Here is a 22,153-nt window from a genome sequence, read left to right as displayed (position 1 = left end):
ATAACTTATTGAATTACAAAGTTTTTTACTTTTCACTTAACGTCTTTACATTTCTATTAAATTTCCATTTTAACCCAAATAAAGGTCTTATAAATGCAATTCTTTTTAGAATGAATTCATAAATAAGAAAACAAACGATAAAAGTAAATATGGTTATTCCTATAAACTTTAACATAGGGTGAATATCTAATGGAAGTATTAATAATGCCACTGCATATAAAACAAACATATGAATGATATAAACAGGATAAACAGCTGCACTTAAATAGCTTAATATTCTACTTGATTTATTAAGGTAACTATACCCAATTCCAAAAACACCTAATATCCAAGAAACAGATTCTATAGCCGTAAAATACATGTTTGATATAGACTCAAACCCAGTAAAACGAATTATGAAAAGGATAGTTGCTAAACTAATATATAACCACTTCCATTTAGAAACTGTTTGCCAAAAAGTAGTTCCACTGTAGACAAAAATAAATCCAAAAAAGAAAGCAAGTAAGCCAATAAAAAATCCATGCCAATTTTGTGCATACATTTCAAATAGTTGTGGTTTTATTAAAACCACTTCCAACATAAAAAAAGCAGATATGGATATTGGCCCAAAGGCATAACTCATAACTTTTGAAATGATCTTTTTGAATCTTCCATTATCATTTTTTTGTAAATAGAAAAAAAGAGGAGACAACAATAGAACGTATACAAAAATGTTACCTAAAAACCACAAATGCCCACTGCTTGAATAGTAACTTAAAGACATGTTATAATGAGCCTGAAAAATATACACATGTATAGGTGTAATCGCAAAATAGCCAAAAACAAAGGGCAAGAGAATTCTTTTACCACGTTCAAAAAATAGCTGTTTCCAATTTCTTTTTTTCATTGCAAAATATAGCCCCATTCCTGATACAAAAAACAATAATGGTATTCTCCAAACATTCAACATAGTCATTGGTTTCCAAAGTCCTTCTAAAGCTTCTTCACTTCTCATAAAACCTATAAACATTGCCCAAGGCTGAAATATAATAGCTATATGATAAATTAGTAGTAAACCAATGGCAATTACTCTTAGCCAATCTATATCGTATCTTCTTTCTGTTGTCATCTTATTTTATGTTTATTTTAACATCATTGCCACAACAGGACGTGCTTTTTGTAATTCATTAAGATCTAATGTAAACCCCATTGGTTTTAATTGTTGCGTTAGCATTTCATAAATTGGTTTCATTTGAGCGAAATCTACCATAACAGTTTCCCTTGGTGTAGCTCCAAAATTATTACGAATGGTTTTGTCTGCTTTTGCATCTATAAGTAATTGTACAATTTCTAAACGACCAAAGAAAGCTGCTGTATGCAGTGCAGTTCCTCCATCATTATTTATTAAAGACAAATCTGCTTTTGCATTGATAAGTACTTTAGCAATTTCAGTTTTATTAAATGTAGCTGCCGACATTAAAGGTGTAGATCCAGACATAGCCTCTTTTTGATTAATATCAGTTCCTGCTTCAATATGCTGCTTAACTGCTTCCAAATTTCCGGTTAATACAGCACCATGAATATCTATACTTGGTTTGTTTACTGTTCTTGTTGTTTGAACAGCACTATCTGAGCTTGTTTTCTTGTCAGATTGTGCGCATGAGCTTGTTAATAAAAGGGTAAAGAATAACATTTGAATTGTTATCTTGATTGAAGTAATTTGAAATGTTTTCATAATTTAAATTTATATTGATTAATAACTTGATTTTTGTTTCTACAAATATCTGACAAGAAGTAATATTCTCTCTAACCCTTATGCAGCCTATTGTATAAAATTTAATGATAGAATGAAAATTATGACGCAGCTATATAAATTATGACGCAAACGACTATTTTTTGTTAGAAAACTTTGAATTCAGAACCATTTTTGTTTTAATAAAAATTAATACATTTGTTAATATAAAAAGCTGCATGTCTAATATCTCGTATCAAGGAAAATTTATCGAACAAGCTGAATCGTTTATTATAGATAATATCTCTAATGAAAATTTTGGAGTTTCAGAATTGGCAGACTTGATGAATATGAGTCGTTCTAATTTGCTTAGAAAAATTAAAAAGCAAACCAATTTGTCCGCCAGTCAGTTTATCCGAGAAATACGTTTACAGAAAGCGGCAGAGTTATTATTAGAAACTGAACAAACCGCCTCAGAAATTGCATTTAAAGTTGGCTTTCGTAATCCTTCCTATTTTACAAAATGCTATCGCGAATATTATGGCTATCCTCCTGGTGAAACTAAAACCAGAAAAGAAGAAGAAGAAGAAGAAGAAGAAGAAACGAAAAAGCCTGTCACAAAAAACAGAAATGTAAATAGATATATTATAGCAATCACAATGATATCAATCATTGCTATTACGTACTTTTTTAAAGACCAATTCACTTCAAATGAATCAAAAGCAATTAAGGAAAAGTCGGTTGCGTTTTTACCTTTTAAGAACCTAAGTGAAGACAATTCTAATTTGTATTTTATCAATGGTGTTATGGAATCTTCACTCAATAATCTTCAAAAAATTAAAGATTTACGAGTGATCAGTAGAACCTCCACAGAAAAATATAGAAACAATCCTAAAACCGTTTCTCAAATTGCCGAGGAACTAGGTGTGAGCTATTTAATAGAGGGAAGTGGACAAAAAATAGGAAATGAAGTACTTCTAAGTATTCAACTGATAGATGCCAATGATGATAGTCCTATTTGGTCTGAACAATACAAATACAAACTTGACAATGTTTTTGAGCTTCAAAATATCATTGCAAAAAAGATCGCCTTCGCAATAGAAGCGAATGTAACACCAAAAGAATTGGCGCTTATTGAAAAAAAGCCAACAGACAATATTATTGCCTATGATTATTATTTAAAAGGTCTAGAGTATCAACAAGGGAATAAGGCTGACTTAAATGAAGCTATTGCTTATTTTGAAAAAGCGATTCAACAAGATTCAAAATACGCTAACGCTTATGCTCAGATTGCTATTTGTTATTATTATTTAGATTTAAATAAAATTGAAAAAAAATATTTAGACAAATTAAATGAGTATGCAGATAATGCCTTGTTGTATGATTCTACTTCTGAATTACCTCTGATTGCAAAAGCTCTATATTATATAAATACAAACGAGTTTAAGTTAGCGATACCTTACTTGGAAAAAGCACTAGATTACAACCCAAATGCTTCTTCTGCAGTATTAATTTTATCTAATTTATATGCTCGAGCTGTTCCAGACACAAATAAATACCTCACGAATGCATTAAAAGGAATTAAATTGAATATTGAAGCTAACGACTCTGTATCTAAAAGCTTTATCTATCTAAATTTGAGCAATGCCTTAGTCCAAAATGGGTTTGCTAAAGAAGCCTCAAAATACATTGAAGAATCTTTGAAATATAATCCTAGTAATCCTTACGCTCCATATTTAAAAAACTTTATAGATTATGCTAATACCAAAGATTTAAAATCCTTAACAAATAAAATGCTAATAGAATGGAAAAAAGATACTACACGGATTGATATTACTCAAGATTTAGCCAAAATGTATTATTTTCAAGAAGATTATAATAATGCATTATTTTATTATGAAAAATATATTGATATACTTTCTGCCAATAAAATTGATCTATATCCTGAAGAGAATATAAAAATTGCTTACACTTTCAATAAAATGGGGTTTTCTAATAAAGCTGAACAATACCTAAGTAAATATAAAGACTACTTGGAAAAAGATGAGTCAATTTACAGAGAGGGAAGTTTAGCGATGCTTTATCTTTATGAAAACATGCCAGATAAAGCCATAGAAGCTTACAATAAATTTAGTTTACAAGATGGTTTCCAATATTGGGTGATTTTGTTTTTCGAAGAAGATCCTTTATTGAAACGATTGCAAAATCATCCAAAATACGAGGAAACTATTGAGAAAATAGAATTACAGTTTTGGGAAAAACATAAAAAAATTAAAGAAACTTTAGAAAAAGAAAAACTACTATAAGTTGTTGAAATTTAAATATATATTTTGAGTGTGAGTTGTTACTTTGAGAATCTCAGTAATAAAAAATAAATTCTTTTTGATAATACCATTCCACACACATACCACTACTCTCCTATCGTCGTTTCGTGAAAAGAGTGTTTCATTAACATTGAAGAAGAAACTTTTAGAAAGAAAAAAATTAAAGAAGATTTGTTATTATTACTTCGCTTTTGCCAAAGCAAAGTAACATAACGCGGTACATTATAATTCAAAAAAAAGTTATAATCAGACGTTATATAAAATGTCTTTATAACAGTAAAAATGTTAGTTTTATTGTAATCTCGTGTAGAAAAACCTCTACCTATAAATTATTATCATAATCTATACTTTGGTTTAATATACGCACAATCAAAATATCAATATCTGTAGTTAAATAAAAAATAGTGTGCGATTTATATGAGAATCGCTTTAGTGAAAAGACAAACTCTGATGCATCACGTCCAAGGTTTACGTTATCTGCTAATATTTGAAAAAGGTCATGAGTACCTAATAAATATATTTTTGCTTGTTTTAATTCAAATGTTTCGATTCCGTATTCATACATTTTAGAAAGGTCAGTTTCGGCTTTTCGGGAGAGTTTATAAACGCCCATCTGCTTGCATACGTTCTTCAACTTCTTTCATAATATCTGGAACAGATTTATCACTAATACCACTATCCATACCTTCCGTTATAGCTGCTTTAAGTGCTGAGAATTTAGCGTTTTTTGTTTGATCTCGCCTAACTAAATCCCGAAGATATTCACTATCATTAGTAAACTCTCCAATTGTAATTCGTGATTTTATCCATTTATCTTGTTTCTCTGTAAATGTTATTGTTTTTCTAATTGTAGACATATATCTTGTGCTTAAATAATCATACTATTGATGCAAATTAATATATTAGATTGAATACTACAAAAATATAGAGTACTCTTTTATGTATTTAGTAATTATTTCCATTCCATACACATTCCCACTTCACTCCTATGGTCGCTTCGGGCAAAGCGTGTTCCTTTAACATCGTAGAGAAAGATTTGAGAAGAAAAAAATAAGAAAAAGTAGTAATTTAACTTCGCTTTTACCAAAGCAAAGTTACATAACGCAGAACATTATAGTACATTTTATAACAATTAGCGTAATAGCGCTTTTGGGCGATATTTTACATAATTAATGATATAACGCCTTTAGGATTATATCGAATAATTATGTAAAGCTAATTGTGGCTTCGTTAGAATACTTTTAATTGTGTAACTATAATTCTCTATTATGTAAAATATCCCACAATGTGTTGTTTTCATAGGAAACGTTTGTAGTCGGGTCTTTAAACATTCGTTACAAGTACAATTAAACATTTGTCATAACTTTCATATTCTGTACAATTGTACAACATTTTTTAAATAAACGAATTACGAGACTATTCAGAATTTCATTTTTGTACTATAATTAGTCGTTATGTAAAATATCCGCTGCCTATGCGCTCGATTGTTTTATTAAATCAAATTGCTCTGGCAATTTATTTAAAACACAATTTCCAACCGCATGCCAGCGCGATTTAAAAGCTAGACTTTTGCTTCGTTAGAAAATTTGAAGATTCATTAATATTATGTAACAAAAAAAATTACGTGATTCTCGTAGCTTTTTGTAAGAGCTTAAATTTTAAGAAAAATAAAATTCTAAGCACTTATTCTATTTAGAACTTCAATTAATCTTTTTTTTATTCTTTCATTATTAGGTATTTTAATAATTGATACTCAATCAATTCTTTAAAATAGTGTCTTGAAACACTATTCAGCGAAAGCTAAATACTTAAAACAAAAATTCAAGACTTCATAAACTTTTGGAAACAATTACGGCTCATTACGCTATATTTTAGACTATTTAGCGGTAAGAAAATGTACCCAAAGTACATTTTTAGGTAAATACAGTTTGAAGCAAGATTTTAGTTGAGTGTTGTATTCAAATCCAATCATCCACTGGATAATTGGATTCGTATAGCCTAAAATATGTACGCTCGACTCACCTATTGTTTTACCAAAATTTTATGAGGTCTTTTTACCAACGCTACATCAAGGTCAAAGCGCGCTACTCCTATACAATATTTTGCCTTCTTATTGTGTTTTGATGCGTACACAGATAGCATCAAATATATGTTTCTCGGTTCGTGAGATTCAAGGATATAATAAACTTAAGAATTATCCTATTTTAATTTCTTTTTACGTGTAGCATAAAAATATAAAGAGTGATCGTCAATTTTCATATTAAAAACATCTTCAATAGTTTCCTTTATTTCTTGAATTCTTGGATCTGAAAACTCTAGTATTTCTCCTGTATCTGTTAATATAATATGGTCGTGTTTCCCATCGAAAAAAGATTTTTCATAATGTGTTACTTTATCACCAAATTGATGCATACGAACTAATCGAGATTCTATTAAAAGCTCCATAGTATTGTAAAGTGTCGCTCTACTAACACGATAATTATTATTTTCCATTTTAACAAAAATACTATCTATATCTAGATGTTCATTTGTGCTGTATATTTCTTCTAGAATAGCATAACGTTCGGGTGTCTTTCGATGTCCATTTTCTTCTAAGAAAGCGGTAAATCTTGCTTTAATAATATTGAAACTACTGGTGCATGCCATAATATTGTTTTAAATAAGGTTATTACAGATATTTGGTGTTAATTAATATATTAATGAAAGGCTATTACTATTTGATTATCAGAGCCTTTTAAAAACTATAACAACGCTAGAAGTAAAACTATTTAAAGTGAAGAGTCTCCTACTTTAGATAAAAAACATAATTGAATGCTTAATAACATTAACTTCTAGCACTGTTTTAGTTTTCAATTATTGTAATAAGCTATACACAAATTCTGGATAACCACGAACTCCTTCATCATTAGTTAACGCCAAGAATTTAAGTTTGTAAAGATTGCCATCTGCATCGTTTACTATATAAAACACATCGTCTTTTAAAGATGGTAAACTTCCTGGTCCTCCACCATTTCTCCAACTGCTTCCTATACTGCGCTGATCGTTTGTATAATTGGTATCAACAACATCTGTTAATACAAAATCATCGTAAGTTAATCCATCAACAGTAGTATCTATCATGTATGTTTTTGCATTTGTTTTGGTATTATTCAATACATAATCTGTAAATCCATAAGAACCAAAACCATTAATTTCATTTGTAAAAACAGTAAAATTTAAATCCCATTTAGATTTTTCTGGTTCTACATTTACTTCTGCTTCAGTATTAAAACTAAAAAAATTAAAATTGTATGCTGCATCTTTAGATATTATTACTTCTTCATGTGTTGTTGCATTTAAATCTGCATATTGCAACACATAATCATTTCCGCTAATTAGCACTCTAATTTTTTTCCAGCCTCTAGAATCTCCTGAAACGGCAACACTTCCTGTAGATGGTGTGTCTGTTCCAACTTCGTCTCCCAAATTAACTAAATACACTTTGTTGTTTGCAATTGTATTAGATACTTGTGCTATTGCTGGACTTGAGAAAGAACCATCTGGGGCATCTACATAAGTAGTATTTGCAGCATCAAAAGTTCCTACCGCAACTTGACCCTGTAAGCCTTGAACTTCTGTAGAACTTGCACTAACTGCATCTATATCAGTTTCCGAAAGCTCTGCCGCAGCCATAAAAATAGAACTATTAAGCACAACTCTAAAATCTGACCCAGAATAAAAACCTAAATCCCAAGAATCCCTTCGTACACTTGTTGCTGTATTTGTGCTTAAATCTATATAGACTTGGTTTGGCTGGTTTGGCCCACCAACCTCTGGAGCAACTGCAGCACCTTCAATTAAAATTTGAATAGGTTCCATTGGTGCATCATCGTCATTACTACAGCTTGAGAATATTAATGTTACTGCACATAAAATTGTTGTAAAAAATTTGTTTTTCATTGTAATAAAATTTAAAAATTAAGATTATATAATAGTTTTAAGTAATATGATCGTCCATAGCCTAATAAAAGTGAGCTATTATTTCCAGAATGTATTCCTCCAGAATCTGAGTTAGTAACTGCTACATTGGTTACATCTAGTAGGTTTCTAGCACCTAATGTGGTTTGTATTTTGTTATTGTAAAAAGATTTTTGTATTGATGCATCTAGCCAACTAAAAGCGTCTGTTGTGGCAATAGAAAATAAAGAATCTCCATTAGCATCTATTCCTGTGGCAACATAGTTTTGTTGCTGTCCATTGTGTTTTAATAAAAGTGTTAATGCGGTGTCCCATTTTTCTATGTTATAAGTTCCGCTAGTATTAATTTGATAAGAATATAGAAAGTTGTTTTGGGCATTTAGTTCATTATTAACAATTCTAGAAATACCTTGAAAAGTTGCGCCGAAATTAAAGGTCCATTTATTAGATTTTATAGAATTTTCAGATGTAAATCCCCAAAGCTTATAAGCATCAATATTAATATATTCGTATTGTAAAGGGATCGTATTTATAATAGCTAAATCTATTTTATCACTTACATCAATATAACTTAGTTTTATTGCATTTAAGAGGGAAAGGTCGTTTATCCAACTCCGTTTTTTTAAGTTTAAAAATGCTGTAAATCCATTTTCTGGTCTCAGGTTTTCATTACCTCTAACATCATGATTAGAATCTACAAAATAATAGTATAACTCCTCAAAATTTGGGGTTCTGTAAGAAGAACCAATGTTTCCTCTTAATTCAAATCCATTTTTCATTAAATAACGTGCACTTAGTGCGCCAATTAATTTAGAATGAAACATGGAGTTATACTCGAAGCGTACTCCTGGACGAAAGGAAAACTTATCGGTTATATCTATTTCTGAAGAGCCAAAAACAGCATAATTCTCTTGAGATTGCTCTTGGTCTTGTTTCGTTATTTCTCCAGAAGCTTGCGTATCAAAACCTTTAATAAAACGCGTTTCGTAACCTACTTGAAAATTGTATAAATCACTTTTTACGAGGTTATTAATGGCTCCTTTAGAAAAAAACACTTTGCTAGATTGGTAGGTTTCGTCCTTTTCATTACTTCTTTCTTGGGTAAGAATAAAGTAATTAAATTCGTTTAAATCTCTTTGTTGCTGTTGGTAAGATAAAGTAACTTCATAATTTGCGCCAGAATCTAAATTTCCAATTATATTAAAATTATTTACAAACCTATTTGTTGTAAAAATTCTATCTGTAGCAGATGGGTTACTAGTTTGTGCTTGTGTATCTATATTAGCTCTTACGGAAACATCGTAGTAATTTATAAGTTCGTTAAAATATTCGAATTTATAAGAAATGGTGAATTTTTCTTTCTTATAATTTAAAAAAGCATTGGTATTAAGTTGTGTTTTTGGTAACCAATCGTATCCTCTAAAACCATCATTTTTAAAATAGCTTTGACCTTCTCTATTGTTGAAGAAACCAGCAAATTGATTACGGTTTATACCCACTCTAGCAAATAATTTTTCGTTAATGTTGTGACTTACACTTAAAGCTTGTATGTGTCTGCCTTCGTTAAACCAAGCATATTCATCGCTAACGGTTTCTTCTTGTACAAATGTTTGTATGTTCCATTTTTTATCTATGGCTTTTTTAGTAATAATGTTTATAACACCCGAAACAGCATTTGCTCCATACTCTACACCCATAGCACCTTCTACTATTTCTATACGCTCAATATCATCTAAGTTTATTTGCGTAAGGTCAATGTTATTTCCTAAACCATTATCACTAACTAAAGGCACGTTATCTACTAAAATATTGAAGTACTGCGAATCTAATCCGAAAAAGGAAATGGTAGATTTTCCACTCTGAGCATTAGGAATTACATTTAAATTTAGGTTAAAATTTAGCAAATCTGCTAGATTGTTTGCCGCTTGGTTATCAATTTGTTCTCTTTTAATAACAATAACATTGTGCACAGATTTTTTAATTGATTGCGCATTGTATTGTCCTGTAACCACTACCTCTTCTAATGTGTTCACTTTAATACTATCCTGTTTTACTTTTTGAGAGAAACAATAACCAGTAAAAGAAATTAAAAAATAAGTGCAAAAAAGTTTGCTATTTAGAATCATTCTTGATTAAATTTGCTGCAAATATAAAACCTTATTTTTATTCAATCCAAATAAGAATAAGAATAATTTTATTTTTATTTAACTTTATAAAATAAACAACTTGAAATGAAGCATTTACAATTATCATTAGTACTAATTTTCACAATACCATTATTTGTATTTGGACAAACCAAAATACATGAAGACCAAAAAGCAATAAAAAGTATGTGTGGTTGCTATGAAGTAACCTTTAATTTTGCGGAAACATTTAATTATACAAACGACTCTTTATACAAGCCATCTAAAATAAAAATAGATAGTGCTTTAGAATGGGCTCAATTAGTAGTAGATGAAGATGAAAAAGTATCTATACAACACCTTCTTCAAGTAGGAAATCCAGCAGATCCAATGATTGTAAAGCATTGGAGACAAGATTGGGTTTACGAAAATCAAAATTTTTACATGTATAATGGCGATAATAATTGGCAGTACAAGAAAAAAACAGAAGATGAAGTTAAAGGACAATGGACGCAAAAGGTTTATCAAGTAGATGACAGTCCACGTTACGAAGGTTCTGCAACTTGGGTTCATGTAGATGGGAAAAGTTTTTGGGAAAACACGACTAATGCACCATTACCAAGACGAGAATACACTAAACGTAGCGATTATAATATAACGATAAGAGGTAATCGTCACGAAATAACAAAAGACGGTTGGGTTCACGATCAAGACAATGAAAAAGTGATAAGAGAAGACGGAAAAGAAGATACTGTTATTGCTAAAGAAAAAGGATTTAACACCTATAAAAAAGTAGATGACAGCCGTTGTGATGTAGCTTCAAAATGGTGGACAGACCATCAAGAAAAATGGGCATTGGTTCGCTCAAAATGGGATGAAGTTTTTGCTAGAAATACCAATTTAAACTTAGAACAAAAAGTTGATAACAAACCACTTTACAAGCATTTGTTTGATGATGAAATAACTAAAAAAGAACAAATTGAACCTATCGTTGAATCTTTTGTAAAAAAGCCATAATATGAAATTAAAAGGTCTATTTATACTAAGTCTAACACTATTTTTGTCTCTTGAAAGTAGTGCACAGAATAACGTTTTTTTGTCACGAGATTATTGGAAAGCGCATCCATCAGTTTCTAAAGTAGAAAACGATGTGAAAGCTGGCAACGATGCTAGCGAACTTAACGCAAATGCTTTTGACGCTGTTGTGTATGCTTTACTAGAAAAAGCAGATAATAAAACAATAGAATTTCTATTATCTCAAAAAGGGAATAGCGTAAATAAAAAAACACATGATAGTAGAACCTATATTTTTTGGGCAGCTTATAAAGGTAATACCAAAATAATGGAACACCTTTTTAATAAAGGTGCAGTAATTAATATAACCGATAGTCATGGAAACACACCTGTAACTTTTGCAGCTGCTACTGGACAAAAAAATACAGCAGTTTACGATTTATTCGAGAAAAACGGAGCGGTTTTAAGTGAAGAAAAAAACGAAGATGGTGTTAACGCATTGTTACTAATTGCTCCTTATTTAGATAACGAAAAAGAGCTTGATTATTTTATTGGTAAAGGATTCAACCTTAAAACTAAAGATCCTAAAGGAAACAACATTTTTAACTACGCAGCTAAAAATGGGAATATTGAATTTCTTAAACTGCTTATTGAGAAAGATGTCGATTCTAAAATCACAAATAAAGAAGGTGGTAACGCAATATTGTATGCGAGTCAAGGCACACGAAATTCGAAAAACACTTTAGAGACCTATAAATTTTTAGAAAATTTAGGTGTTAAAGTTAATATTGTTGGAGACAGAGGTCGCAACCCATTACACGCTATTGCTTACAGCAGTGATAATTTAGACTTGTTTTCTTATTTTATTGAGAAAGGCGTAGCTATTAACATAAAAGATAATGGTGGCGATTCTCCTTTTATGAATGCTGCAAATAGTAACAACTTAAAAGTAGTAGAATTTCTTTCAAAATATATAACCGATTTTAATGTAAAAGATAAAAATGGACGTTCTGCTTTAGCTATGGCTGTAAACAGAAATACATTAGATGTTGTAGGTTTTTTGCTAAAAAAAGGAGCAGATATTAAAACAATAGATAAAGAAGGTAATTCTTTAGCGTATTATTTATTAAATACTTTTAAAGCTGAAAAGCCAAAAGAATTTGAAACTAAACTAAAATTATTACAAGACAATGGTTTGGTATTAAATCAAATTCAGAATAATGGAAATACATTATTACACATTGCTACACAAAGAAATAATTTAGTGCTAATTAAACGTCTAAAACCTTTTGGCATTGCTATAAACACGAAGAATAAAGAAGGTTATACAGCTTTACAAATAGCTGCTATGAAAGCTCAAGATGCTTTAATACTTAAATATTTATTGACTTTAGGTGCAGATAAAACCATTAAAACCGAGTTTGATGAAACGGTGTTTGATTTGGCAAATGAAAATGAATTACTAAATAAAGAAAACAAAAATTTAAACTTCCTTAAATAAGCTATTAATCTATATACTTAAGGTAGTAAAAGTCCTGCTCGTTTTTTCATTTTACAAGCAGGGCTTTTAAAAAAATAGAAAATTTATGAAACTAATATTTAAAATTTTTCCATTAATCCTGCTTTCAGCATTTACATTATTAGCTTTTAAAACACAAACAAAAAGTACAAATGTAAAATGTATGATCCAAATGACAAATTACACTGGTGAAGGCGCTTACGTTGTAATTTCTTTAATAAACCCAGATGGTAAATATGAAGAAACCTTGTATGTTCAAGGTAAAGACAGCGAATGGTATAGCGAAATACCTGACTGGTGGAAATTCTACGGAAAGCGTAGAGCAAATATCGATGCTATTTCTGGAGCAACCATTAGTGGTGGAGAACGCACCATTAGCGTAGTAAAAATCGCTAACGATAAAATAGATTCTGGTTATAATATTCGGTTTGAAACAGCTGTAGAAGATCAAGAATATTACACAGATGATGTGCAATTTGAATTAACATCAAAAAGTATTAAAAACAAAGTTGAAGGCAAAGGTTTTATACGTTACATACGCATGCTGCCACAATAATTAACAGTTTATGACACTTTCCATTTGGCGCTACAGTCATTTATTACTTGCTATTTCTTCTGCTATATTTCTTATAATAGTTTCAATAACTGGAATAATATTAGCATTCGAGCCCATAAATAATGCTGTACAACCTTATGCTATTAAAAATATTAAAAACGTTTCGGTAGCAGAAACCATTTCTGCATTAGAAAATGAATATAGCGATGTTTTAGAATTTGAAGTTACAGCTTCAGATTTTGTAATGGCTTCTGTAGTTTCAAAAAATGGCGAAAGCGAAAGTATTTATATTAATCCTTCAACTGGAAAAAAATTAGGAAATGTAGCAGAAAAAGCACCAATCTTTAGTTGGTCAACAAATTTGCACAGGTCTTTATTTTTAAAAGGAATTGGGCGCTTTTTTGTTGGTTTTGTATCGCTGTTATTATGCTTTATAGCAGTCACAGGTTTCTTATTACTTATAAAAAGACAAGGTGGGATTTTAAAGCTATATACTAAGGTTATTGAAACAAATTTAGAACAACGTTACCACGTTATTTTAGGAAGATGGTTATTAATACCAATTATTATAATTGCAGTTTCAGGCGTCTATCTTTCGGCAGAAAAATTTTCATTGTTACCAGAAACGACTATAAATCATAATTGGAGCCCTGAAGTTTCAGAAGAATTTACAAAAAAAGAGCTTTCAGAATTTGAGTTATTTAAAAATATTAATTTAGATGAATTACGAAAACTAAGTTTTCCGTTTTCTGAAGATTCAGAAGATTATTTTGAAATTGAATTACAAAATAAATCACTTTTAGTACATCAATATTCAGGTGAAGTTATAAGTGAAGTAAACCATCCTTTTACAACATTAGCATCTCGGTTAAGTATGCAATTACACACAGGAGAAAGCAGTGTTTTGTGGTCTTTAGTGTTATTAATTTCAGGTATAAGTATTTTGTTTTTCATCTACTCAGGCTTTTCTATGACTTTAAAAAGAAGAAAAAATAAAAATCAAAAACTTGCTTTTTCTAATAAAAATGATAGCGAATATATAGTTTTAGTTGGCTCAGAAACTGGTAGCACTTTTATTTTTGCAGAAGCTTTTTGTAAAGCATTAATACATGCAAATAAAAAAGTATTTCTTTCAACTTTAAACGACTATACTACTTACAATAATGCAAAACATCTAGTTGTTTTTACAGCCACTTATGGCGCTGGTGATGCACCAAGTAATGCACGCCATTTTAAAACACTTTTAAATAGTATTAAACCAGTAAATACTATGCAATTTTCTGTTGTTGGCTTTGGGTCTTTACTTTACCCAGAATATTGTCGTTTTGGTATAACTGTAGATAATCTGTTACAAATGCATTCTAATTTTAAGCCTATATTATTTTTAACCAAAATAAACGAACAATCTAATATTGCATTTAATAGTTGGGTAAAGCAATGGTCGCAAATTACAGGTTTATATTTAGATTTAAAACTGCCACAGACTAAAACTAAAAAACGCAAATTACGAACTTTTAAAGTTGTAGGACAAAGTAATTTAAATAGCGATAACACCTTTTTATTAAAACTACAGCCTAGCACAAAAGTTAAATTTCAATCTGGTGATTTAATTACTATTGTACCTAAAAAGGAAACAACAGAACGTCAGTATTCTATTGCTAAAGTCAACAACACAATACTGTTAAGTATAAAAAAGCATGATAAAGGTATTTGTTCTTCATATTTAAGTACGCTTAAAAAAGATGAAACGATACGTGGCTATTTAAAAGACAATAATGACTTTCATTTTCCTAAAAAAGCATCTCAAATTTTACTTATAGCCAACGGAACTGGTATTGCTCCATTTTTGGGTATGCTGGATGAAAATAAGTCTAAAATAACAACACATTTATTTCTAGGATTAAGAACAAAAGCCTCTTTCAAATTATACCAAGAACATGTTTTTGAAATGCTTTCTAAAAAGAAACTTGTAAGGTTGGAAATTGCTTATTCACAAGAAGAACAAAAGCAATATATACAAGATTTACTCTTTAAAGAATCAGCATTAGTTTCTAAGGTTTTGGAAGATGGCGGAATTATTATGATTTGCGGTTCGTTAGCCATGAAACATAGTGTTTTAGATACTTTAGAAGTAATTTCAAAAGATATATTAAAGCGACCTTTAAGTGATTTTGAAAATAATGAACAACTAAAAACAGATTGCTATTAATAAAATTAGAAAAAATGTGTCATAAAACAAAAACAATATCGCAAGTTAGCAACGGAAAATTAACCGTTTGTAAGTCGTGTAATAACTACCAATTAGAGTTTAAAAACTTCTATTTTGAATTTGATGGTCAACAGTATTTACAGTTTAAAAAATATGTTTTAGAAGTTGAAATAGATTATTGGGAACATACAAATGCGTGTCCTAAAATTAAAAGAAAAATACCAATTCCTACATTGCAACCTAACCTTGTCTTAATATTCAATAGACAGGAGATTAAAGCATTGCAGACACTTTTTGGAAAACAGAATAGCCATACTTATTTACAAGTAGATGATATAGATTATACTTTAATAATAAATTAAATTAGTTTTACCATTTCACCCACATTTCACTAAGCTCCTACGTTACTTCGTAAAAAGAGTGTTCCATTACATAGTATAAGAAACATTTTAGAGATTTTTTTAAGTAAAATTATAGTAAGTAAACTTTGCTTTACCCAAGCAAAGTTACATAACGCGGGCCATTATAGGACAAATGCTATTCTTGTTATTTACTAAGAACATACCATTAGTCAACTATAATGATATTATGTAAAATATCCCAGAAGCTTTATTACTATTGGTTTTAATATGCAGTACTTGGGCATTAAACTAGAAACGGATTGCTTCGCAGACCTAAAAAAGCATTAGTCCTATAATTTGACGTTATGTAAAATGTCCGCTGTCAACCACATATTGCGTTGATAAAATCAAATTACTATTGTAATTTATTTTATATGCAATTTCCAGCCGCTTGCCAGCCGCACATAAAAGCTACGTTTTAGTAATCATTAAAATTTTGAGGTATTTATAAAAATTGTACTACATATTTTTTTCTACGCGATTCTCAGAGACTTGCCATAAGAGCTTAAATTTTATGAAGGATAAAATTCTAAGCACTTATTATATTCTTACGTCCTATTTGAATAGTTTTAATAAATTATCTATATATTATGTAAAATAGAACTAGTAATTGTATTTTATAAATTGATACTCAATCAATTCTTTAAAATAGTATATAATTTTGGAAACAATTACGGTTCTCTGCGCTACATTTTAAGCTATTTAGCGTTAAGAAAATGTACCCAAAGTACATTTTTAGTTAAATACGATTTATATCTAATGATTGTAAAAACAATTCATTAGTCTTAATTAAAAAATCTACTCCTTCCCTTCCCACTCTCTTTCGGAATTAATTTTAACTTCTTAAGTTTTAGTCAAGTTTTTGAGGCCAAGTAAAATGTATAGATAAAAGTCTTTTTATTTCAAATGAATTATACCTTTCTTTTTTTGTTAAAAGGTAAGATTTTTGAAATTGAGCTATATCAAGTATTACTCTGTTTTTAAACTTTGCATTAAACTCATAAAAGCAATTATTAGAGATAATTAATTCTGTAATTGAATCTGAAGTTACATTAGCGCTTAAGTTTATAACCAAATGGTCTTTTTCTGTGTATGAATCGTTTAACATAAATTCTACAGCTTTGCCATTAATTTTTACTTCTGATTTTTCATTTATATATTTAGTTAAACATAAGGCTGTCATTTGTTTTATATCACAAACTGAATTGAAATTAAAACCGCCAACTTCTGTTTTATCAATCACAAATTTTAAACTTAATTGATCATTACTTAGTTGATAGCTATACTCAGCTATATGTTCGGCATGAAAAAATGAAAATGCCATTGTAAATAAAAGGATAGATAGTATTTTCATCGTCTGCATTAGTGTATGATTAGTTTTTTAGTAATCTGATTATTATCAAAATCAATTTGAATAAAATACAATCCTTTACTATAATTATTTACTTGTATAGTTTCTTGATAGGTGTCTGAAGAATAAACCATTTTTGCATTAGAACTAAATATTCTAATTCCTTTAATTCTTGTTTGATCTAAATCATTGCTTAATTTAATATTAAAGTAATTGTTAGTAGGATTTGGATATACAGTGAGTTCAATATTTGAATTCAATAAGTCTTGAATAGAAAGCGCTACGTTACTACAATCTATTACAGCAGTTGAATCTGGACAGTTAGGTCCGATTTTAAAAGAATTATCAACATACATTCCTTTCATACATCTTGGAATGTAAGGCCAATTATCTGTGAGTACATAATAATAAGTGCCTTCAGGATAGTCTGGTGTTACACCAAAACGACCTCCACATTCATCTAATTCTGATATGGCATTATTATAGTCATAATCTTCTACATAATTGCCATCATAGATTCCATTTGGCGCAGTGATTCCATCACCTGGTCTGCTACCAGACTTTAGCTGAAAGCTACTGTTAAAAGAAGAAACATTACTATTTACATCATTTGGATCGGAATACAAATACTTATAATAAATAGGAAAACCATCAGCTGCATATCCTAAAAGTGGTGAATGCGTAGAACCATCAATATTCAAATCATTATTAAAATAATCTGTTGGAATATTATGATAATGGTAACGACTTACATTATTTACGTGCCCACCATTTAAATCCATATTTAATGTAAAATCTGCTTCAACATGCCAATCCAAATTTTCTTCCTGTGTATTAGGATTTACCCAATACAAACGCGCAAAAGGAGAATAATTTACACCTTGATCAGAAACTCCGAAAATAGTGCCACCACCACAGCCTTGAGAAGATGGATCTTCTATTATTTCGGTTGCTGTAGTTGTTAACTCTGGATATAAACACATAGAGTATTCAAAGTCTTGTCCTGCAATTGTATTCATTCCTCCAAATGGACCATATTGATGTGCAGGAATATTGTTTGTATAACATTTACGAACGTGATCTACAATATCAAAACAAACAGCATTTGTTGTTTCATTTGCAAAAATAGCTGAAGGATCACAAGTATCAACATCAGTGTTTAAAGAATACGGATCTGTTCCGTTCATAAACTCAGTAATGTTATTATCTCCATCATTATCTGGATCATCGTTTGGGCCATAAGTATAAGAAAGTAATTCTCTAAATTCCCAAGCATCATCTAATCCGTCATTATCTACGTCTGGTTCTGCTCCTGAAAACAATGCATTAGTTGGATCTAAAGTAGGCATTGTAGCATTTACTGCTTTTAAATGATCTCTCAATTTAATGCATAACTCTTGGGCAATACTAGCTTGAGAAGCAGATATATCAGTGGTTTCTCCAATGTCAGTTGAAAGATCATATAAAGAAATGTTTCCTGTTTCATATGTTACGACGAGTTTGTATTGACCATCTATAACCGCAGAACGAGGAGTTTTATTTGGGTTGATATCATAATGTGGCGAATGGAAATAAATAGGTGCTGTTCTATTAAATGTATTTCCTGTTAATAATGGAACCAAACTTTGTCCATCAATATTAGCTGGTAATGCTAGAGAACTTCCTGTTAATTCTGCTATGGTTGGAAATAAATCATATTCAACTACTGCTTCTGTATTATAACTATTAGAAGTAATATTTGGCCCTTTTATAATAAAAGGCACTCGTATTCCTCCTTCATATAAAAATGTTTTACCAAAAGCTAATGGAGTGTTGTCGGTAAGGTTTCCTAACTGTCCACCATTATCCGAAATTAACATTATATAAGTATTACTATCAAGTCCAAGATTTGTTATTTCTGCTAATAACTGACCAATACCATCATCTGTATCCTCAGTCATAGCACCATACTCTATATTTGTATGAAGAGTCCCCAAAGGTCTTTGAGACGGATCATTATAAAGGTCTATAGTTTCTTGTCTAGCCTCTATATTATTGTGTACTGCGTAATGTGAAAGTTGAAGTAAAAAAGGGACTCCATCAGTAACAGCATCTTGGATAAAACTAATAGATCTATTGGTGAGATCAAATATCTTTTTTGGGTCTGTCTGTACTGTACCTCCTTGATTACCATTACTATTATTGGTGTTACCATCGTTAAAATCAAATCCATTACTTGATGGGCTTGATGTTGCTGCACTTCCTAAATGCCATTTACCAAAATGCGCTGTCCTGTAATTAAGACCCGTTGATTTTAACCATTCAGCATAGGTGATATCTGCGCCATCTAATGCTGTTTCAGTAGTCCCTTCAATCAGAATTTTCCCTGTTGCAATATCATTATCTGTACTGGTAAAATTGTTCCGAGCAGTTGTTCTACCTGTTAAAATACTAGCACGAGAAGGTGCACATTTAGGTGCAGGAGCATATCCTTGTGAAAAAGTTATTCCTGCTTGAGACATCGATTCCATTTCGGGTGTGACGTAGAAATCACTTTTAGAACCTAAAATATTAGCATCCATTTGAACAGAAGACCCTGTCCAACCTTGATCGTCAACCACAATAATCACGAAATTTGGTGACTGGGCTGATACTTGATTAAAGCAAAAGAGAATTAGAAACTTTAAGTAAAATGATTTATTCATTTGTAAATTAGGTTTGTTTTGTATGAGACTACTTATTTTTTAAAAGGTTTAATTCATTTACTTTTTTTTAAGTGAATATTATATGTCATTCCACACAAATTCCACTACGCTCCTATCATCGCTTCGTAAAAAGAGTGTTTAATCACAAGGTAAATATTGTTTTAGAGGAGTTCTTGAATCTCGTAAACTCGATTTCATTAAAATCGTAGAGAAACATTTTAGAGGAAAAAAATAAAGAAACTGTAATTTAAAGATGCGCTTTTAACCAAAGCCCATCTTTACATAACGCGTGTACATTATAGTACATTTTATAAATAGGTTTATCCTGTGGATGAAGCTATTTATAACACAGATGGCGCGTTGGCGAAATTATGATATTTAGTACTACACATTCTATTTATAAAAAAAATGATAGCTATAATTCAATATTATGTAAAATATCCCAAATATGTGTTGTTTTCATAAGAAACGTTTGAAGTCGGGTCTTTAAACATTCGTTACAAGTACAATTGAACCTTTGTCATAACTTTCATATTCTGTACAATTGCCGAACATTTTTTAAATTAACGAATTACGAGAATCTTCAGAACTACAAATTTGTACTATAATTAGTCGTTATGTAAAATATCCGCTGCCTATGCGCTCGATTGTTTTTTATAATTAAATTGCTCTGGCAATTTATTTTAAACACAATTTCCAACCGCATACCAGCGCGATTTAAAAGCTAGTCTTTTACTTCGTTAGAAAATTCACGCATTCGATAAAATATACGTAACAAAAAATTTCACGTGATTCTCGTAGCTTTCCGTAAGAGCTTAAATTTTATAAATAAAAATTATAAGCACTTACTATTTTCTATAATCTTATCTACAACTTTACCTATAAGTTTTTAGAGAATACAATGATTTTTCATTGACTATAAAATTTAATTCTCCAACGTTTTTAAATTCGTTTCTTTCATAGAATCTTATGGCTCTAATATTTTTTATGTAAACGGAAAGCCACATGGTATCTAATTGCAATGCTTTGGCTTGCTCTTCAACATAAGTTAGTAACTGTTTTCCAACTTTTAAGGGTATAAAATCATTTAGAATGAAAATTCGTTCTAATCGACAACTGTTTTTTGAAGCCACATTTTCGTTTATAGCATTTACTACTAATTTTGCATAACCAATTGGTAAATCATCTGCATAAATAATATAGAAGAGTTGCCTAGGAGTGTTTATATTCTGTTTCGTTTTAGAAATTGAAAAATTCTCGTCAAGGTATTTTATTAGCATGTTTTTATCATCTAAATAATGAACATGAGATTCTGCCCATGTTAGTCTTCCTAAAAGTGCTAAAACTTCTGTGTCTGCTTCGTTAGCTTTTTTTATTTTAATCATTTCTATTATTTTTCATTCGTAATCTTCTTATATGAAATCCATGCAGAAACACTGCAATTGTGCATCCTATTATTATGGGAGGAGCGCTAATTAATACGCCATAAAAAATGTAACCTATATTCGCAATTAATGAAATTAACCGCAACTTATATTCACCTTTGGTGGACATAGAATATAGATTAATGACTAAAGCACCGTATCCAATACTATCTATTATAACTGGGTTCATATGCTCTTAATTTTTGAAATTTTATACTATACTTTTTATATCTACAATAGTAATTATATTTGCAATAACGGTCAAAAAGGATAGTTTAATTAAATTAGAAATATGCACACATTTAGCGAAAAGGAATATCCCTGCTGTACAAGTTTAGCAATGGGAATTATTGGTGGTAAATGGAAAACAGTTATCATATATCACTTGAAAAACAATACATTACGCTATAATGAACTTAGAAAGAGAATACCCTGGATAACTGAACGCACCTTGAGTTTACAGTTAAAAACATTAGAAAAAGATGGAATAATAAAGCGAAAAGTTTATACGTCAAAACCACCACTGAAAGTAGAATACTCTCTTACTGAGTTTGGCGAAACTTTAATGCCCTTGCTTAAAGCTATTATAGATTGGGGAAATTATGTGATTGAGCATAAAGTAGAATAAGATAAAGAATTCTATTAGATTTTTTTAGAAGTACAATCCATTCCACGCACATTGTACTTCCCTCCCGCGTCATCTCGACTACGCTCGATACAGGTTAGCCTAAAAAGTATACTATTAACATTGCAAAAGATACTTTTAGAATAAATTTAAAAAAAACTTAGTAACAACTTTCGCGTTTAAGCAAAGCTCAAGTTACATAAGAATTAATAATGAAAGTTAGCTGTCTATTTGAGATGGACTTAAACTTACCAA

General features: G+C 30.2%; 17 protein-coding genes. 7 read left to right on the top strand and 10 right to left on the bottom strand.

The window, feature by feature from the left end; all coding sequences use genetic code 11:
• Positions 1-25 precede the first annotated feature (25 nt).
• Together RH82_RS04370 and RH82_RS04365 are read right to left on the bottom strand one after the other, a co-directional pair.
• On the bottom strand, positions 26-1,108 hold the full coding sequence (locus tag RH82_RS04370; protein ID WP_034058419.1) for an acyltransferase family protein: 1,083 nt from the start codon (positions 1,106-1,108) through the stop codon (positions 26-28).
• Between the two features lie 12 nt (positions 1,109-1,120).
• Positions 1,121-1,714: an ankyrin repeat domain-containing protein gene (locus tag RH82_RS04365; RefSeq protein WP_034058417.1), complete on the bottom strand. Its 594-nt coding sequence runs from the start codon at positions 1,712-1,714 to the stop codon at positions 1,121-1,123.
• 236 nt (positions 1,715-1,950) lie between these two features.
• Here RH82_RS04365 and RH82_RS04360 point away from each other — a divergent pair, with 236 nt between their 5' ends.
• The gene (locus RH82_RS04360; protein WP_034058414.1) at positions 1,951-4,017 is read left to right on the top strand and encodes a helix-turn-helix domain-containing protein; all 2,067 of its coding nucleotides are present in this window, start codon (positions 1,951-1,953) and stop codon (positions 4,015-4,017) included.
• A 340-nt stretch (positions 4,018-4,357) separates the two neighbouring features.
• On the opposite strand, the gene RH82_RS04355 is transcribed toward RH82_RS04360, so the two are convergent.
• The 5 genes from RH82_RS04355 to RH82_RS04335 all read right to left on the bottom strand — a co-directional run bounded on the left by RH82_RS04355 (position 4,358) and on the right by RH82_RS04335 (position 10,025).
• Complete coding sequence (locus RH82_RS04355) at positions 4,358-4,648, bottom strand: type II toxin-antitoxin system RelE/ParE family toxin (protein ID WP_034058411.1); 291 nt, start codon at positions 4,646-4,648, stop codon at positions 4,358-4,360.
• A complete protein-coding gene (locus RH82_RS04350; RefSeq protein ID WP_034058409.1) occupies positions 4,635-4,892 on the bottom strand; it encodes a type II toxin-antitoxin system ParD family antitoxin in 258 nt (85 codons plus the stop codon). The genes RH82_RS04355 and RH82_RS04350 overlap by 14 nt, the downstream gene beginning before the upstream one ends.
• A 1,342-nt stretch (positions 4,893-6,234) precedes the next feature.
• Positions 6,235-6,681, bottom strand: a complete 447-nt coding sequence (locus tag RH82_RS04345) for a Fur family transcriptional regulator (RefSeq protein WP_034058408.1) — start codon at positions 6,679-6,681, stop codon at positions 6,235-6,237.
• Positions 6,682-6,888: 207 nt separating this feature from the next.
• Complete coding sequence (locus RH82_RS04340) at positions 6,889-7,974, bottom strand: HmuY family protein (protein ID WP_034058406.1); 1,086 nt, start codon at positions 7,972-7,974, stop codon at positions 6,889-6,891.
• A gap of 11 nt (positions 7,975-7,985) precedes the next feature.
• Positions 7,986-10,025, bottom strand: a complete 2,040-nt coding sequence (locus tag RH82_RS04335; protein ID WP_241148003.1) for a TonB-dependent receptor plug domain-containing protein — start codon at positions 10,023-10,025, stop codon at positions 7,986-7,988.
• A gap of 198 nt (positions 10,026-10,223) precedes the next feature.
• Between RH82_RS04335 and RH82_RS04330 the strand changes: the two genes are divergently transcribed.
• The 5 genes from RH82_RS04330 (at position 10,224) to RH82_RS04310 (ending at position 15,775) form a co-directional block, all read left to right on the top strand.
• Complete coding sequence (locus RH82_RS04330) at positions 10,224-11,132, top strand: DUF6607 family protein (protein ID WP_034058403.1); 909 nt, start codon at positions 10,224-10,226, stop codon at positions 11,130-11,132.
• A 1-nt stretch (position 11,133) separates the two neighbouring features.
• Entirely contained in the window at positions 11,134-12,630 is a 1,497-nt protein-coding gene (locus RH82_RS04325) for an ankyrin repeat domain-containing protein (RefSeq protein WP_034058400.1), read from the top strand.
• A gap of 85 nt (positions 12,631-12,715) precedes the next feature.
• Positions 12,716-13,204: a DUF2271 domain-containing protein gene (locus tag RH82_RS04320; RefSeq protein WP_034058397.1), complete on the top strand. Its 489-nt coding sequence runs from the start codon at positions 12,716-12,718 to the stop codon at positions 13,202-13,204.
• Positions 13,205-13,214: 10 nt separating this feature from the next.
• Positions 13,215-15,413, top strand: coding sequence for a PepSY domain-containing protein (locus RH82_RS04315; RefSeq protein ID WP_052158206.1), 2,199 nt, complete (start codon positions 13,215-13,217; stop codon positions 15,411-15,413).
• A gap of 14 nt (positions 15,414-15,427) precedes the next feature.
• Complete coding sequence (locus RH82_RS04310; RefSeq protein ID WP_034058703.1) at positions 15,428-15,775, top strand: DUF6686 family protein; 348 nt, start codon at positions 15,428-15,430, stop codon at positions 15,773-15,775.
• An 889-nt stretch (positions 15,776-16,664) separates the two neighbouring features.
• Here RH82_RS04310 and RH82_RS04305 read toward each other — a convergent pair.
• From RH82_RS04305 to RH82_RS04295, 3 genes are all read right to left on the bottom strand, one after another.
• Entirely contained in the window at positions 16,665-17,168 is a 504-nt protein-coding gene (locus RH82_RS04305) for a DUF6702 family protein (protein ID WP_156112411.1), read from the bottom strand.
• An 8-nt stretch (positions 17,169-17,176) separates the two neighbouring features.
• A complete protein-coding gene (locus tag RH82_RS04300) occupies positions 17,177-19,849 on the bottom strand; it encodes a YHYH protein (RefSeq protein WP_081979182.1) in 2,673 nt (890 codons plus the stop codon).
• A gap of 875 nt (positions 19,850-20,724) precedes the next feature.
• Positions 20,725-21,234: a GNAT family N-acetyltransferase gene (locus tag RH82_RS04295; RefSeq protein WP_034058392.1), complete on the bottom strand. Its 510-nt coding sequence runs from the start codon at positions 21,232-21,234 to the stop codon at positions 20,725-20,727.
• Between the two features lie 331 nt (positions 21,235-21,565).
• On the opposite strand from RH82_RS04295, the gene RH82_RS04285 reads away from it, so the two are divergent.
• Positions 21,566-21,901: a winged helix-turn-helix transcriptional regulator gene (locus RH82_RS04285; RefSeq protein WP_034058388.1), complete on the top strand. Its 336-nt coding sequence runs from the start codon at positions 21,566-21,568 to the stop codon at positions 21,899-21,901.
• The last annotated feature ends 252 nt before the right edge of the window (positions 21,902-22,153 follow it).

It is taken from the genome of Lacinutrix jangbogonensis, from assembly GCF_000797445.1.
Classification (GTDB): Bacteria; Bacteroidota; Bacteroidia; order Flavobacteriales; family Flavobacteriaceae; genus Lacinutrix; species Lacinutrix jangbogonensis.
Note: the sequence above shows the minus strand (reverse complement) of the source record. Positions and strands in the feature narration are given on the sequence as shown.

What these genes read in the sequence shown, in the direction of transcription:
- RH82_RS04370 (WP_034058419.1), bottom strand. Translation starts at nt 1,108, where the DNA reads ATGACAACAGAAAGAAGATACGATATAGATTGGCTAAGAGTAATTGCC.
- RH82_RS04365 (WP_034058417.1), bottom strand. Translation starts at nt 1,714, where the DNA reads ATGAAAACATTTCAAATTACTTCAATCAAGATAACAATTCAAATGTTA.
- RH82_RS04360 (WP_034058414.1), top strand. Translation starts at nt 1,951, where the DNA reads ATGTCTAATATCTCGTATCAAGGAAAATTTATCGAACAAGCTGAATCG.
- RH82_RS04355 (WP_034058411.1), bottom strand. Translation starts at nt 4,648, where the DNA reads ATGGGCGTTTATAAACTCTCCCGAAAAGCCGAAACTGACCTTTCTAAA.
- RH82_RS04350 (WP_034058409.1), bottom strand. Translation starts at nt 4,892, where the DNA reads ATGTCTACAATTAGAAAAACAATAACATTTACAGAGAAACAAGATAAA.
- RH82_RS04345 (WP_034058408.1), bottom strand. Translation starts at nt 6,681, where the DNA reads ATGGCATGCACCAGTAGTTTCAATATTATTAAAGCAAGATTTACCGCT.
- RH82_RS04340 (WP_034058406.1), bottom strand. Translation starts at nt 7,974, where the DNA reads ATGAAAAACAAATTTTTTACAACAATTTTATGTGCAGTAACATTAATA.
- RH82_RS04330 (WP_034058403.1), top strand. Translation starts at nt 10,224, where the DNA reads ATGAAGCATTTACAATTATCATTAGTACTAATTTTCACAATACCATTA.
- RH82_RS04325 (WP_034058400.1), top strand. Translation starts at nt 11,134, where the DNA reads ATGAAATTAAAAGGTCTATTTATACTAAGTCTAACACTATTTTTGTCT.
- RH82_RS04320 (WP_034058397.1), top strand. Translation starts at nt 12,716, where the DNA reads ATGAAACTAATATTTAAAATTTTTCCATTAATCCTGCTTTCAGCATTT.
- RH82_RS04315 (WP_052158206.1), top strand. Translation starts at nt 13,215, where the DNA reads ATGACACTTTCCATTTGGCGCTACAGTCATTTATTACTTGCTATTTCT.
- RH82_RS04310 (WP_034058703.1), top strand. Translation starts at nt 15,428, where the DNA reads ATGTGTCATAAAACAAAAACAATATCGCAAGTTAGCAACGGAAAATTA.
- RH82_RS04305 (WP_156112411.1), bottom strand. Translation starts at nt 17,168, where the DNA reads ATGAAAATACTATCTATCCTTTTATTTACAATGGCATTTTCATTTTTT.
- RH82_RS04300 (WP_081979182.1), bottom strand. Translation starts at nt 19,849, where the DNA reads ATGAATAAATCATTTTACTTAAAGTTTCTAATTCTCTTTTGCTTTAAT.
- RH82_RS04295 (WP_034058392.1), bottom strand. Translation starts at nt 21,234, where the DNA reads ATGATTAAAATAAAAAAAGCTAACGAAGCAGACACAGAAGTTTTAGCA.
- RH82_RS04285 (WP_034058388.1), top strand. Translation starts at nt 21,566, where the DNA reads ATGCACACATTTAGCGAAAAGGAATATCCCTGCTGTACAAGTTTAGCA.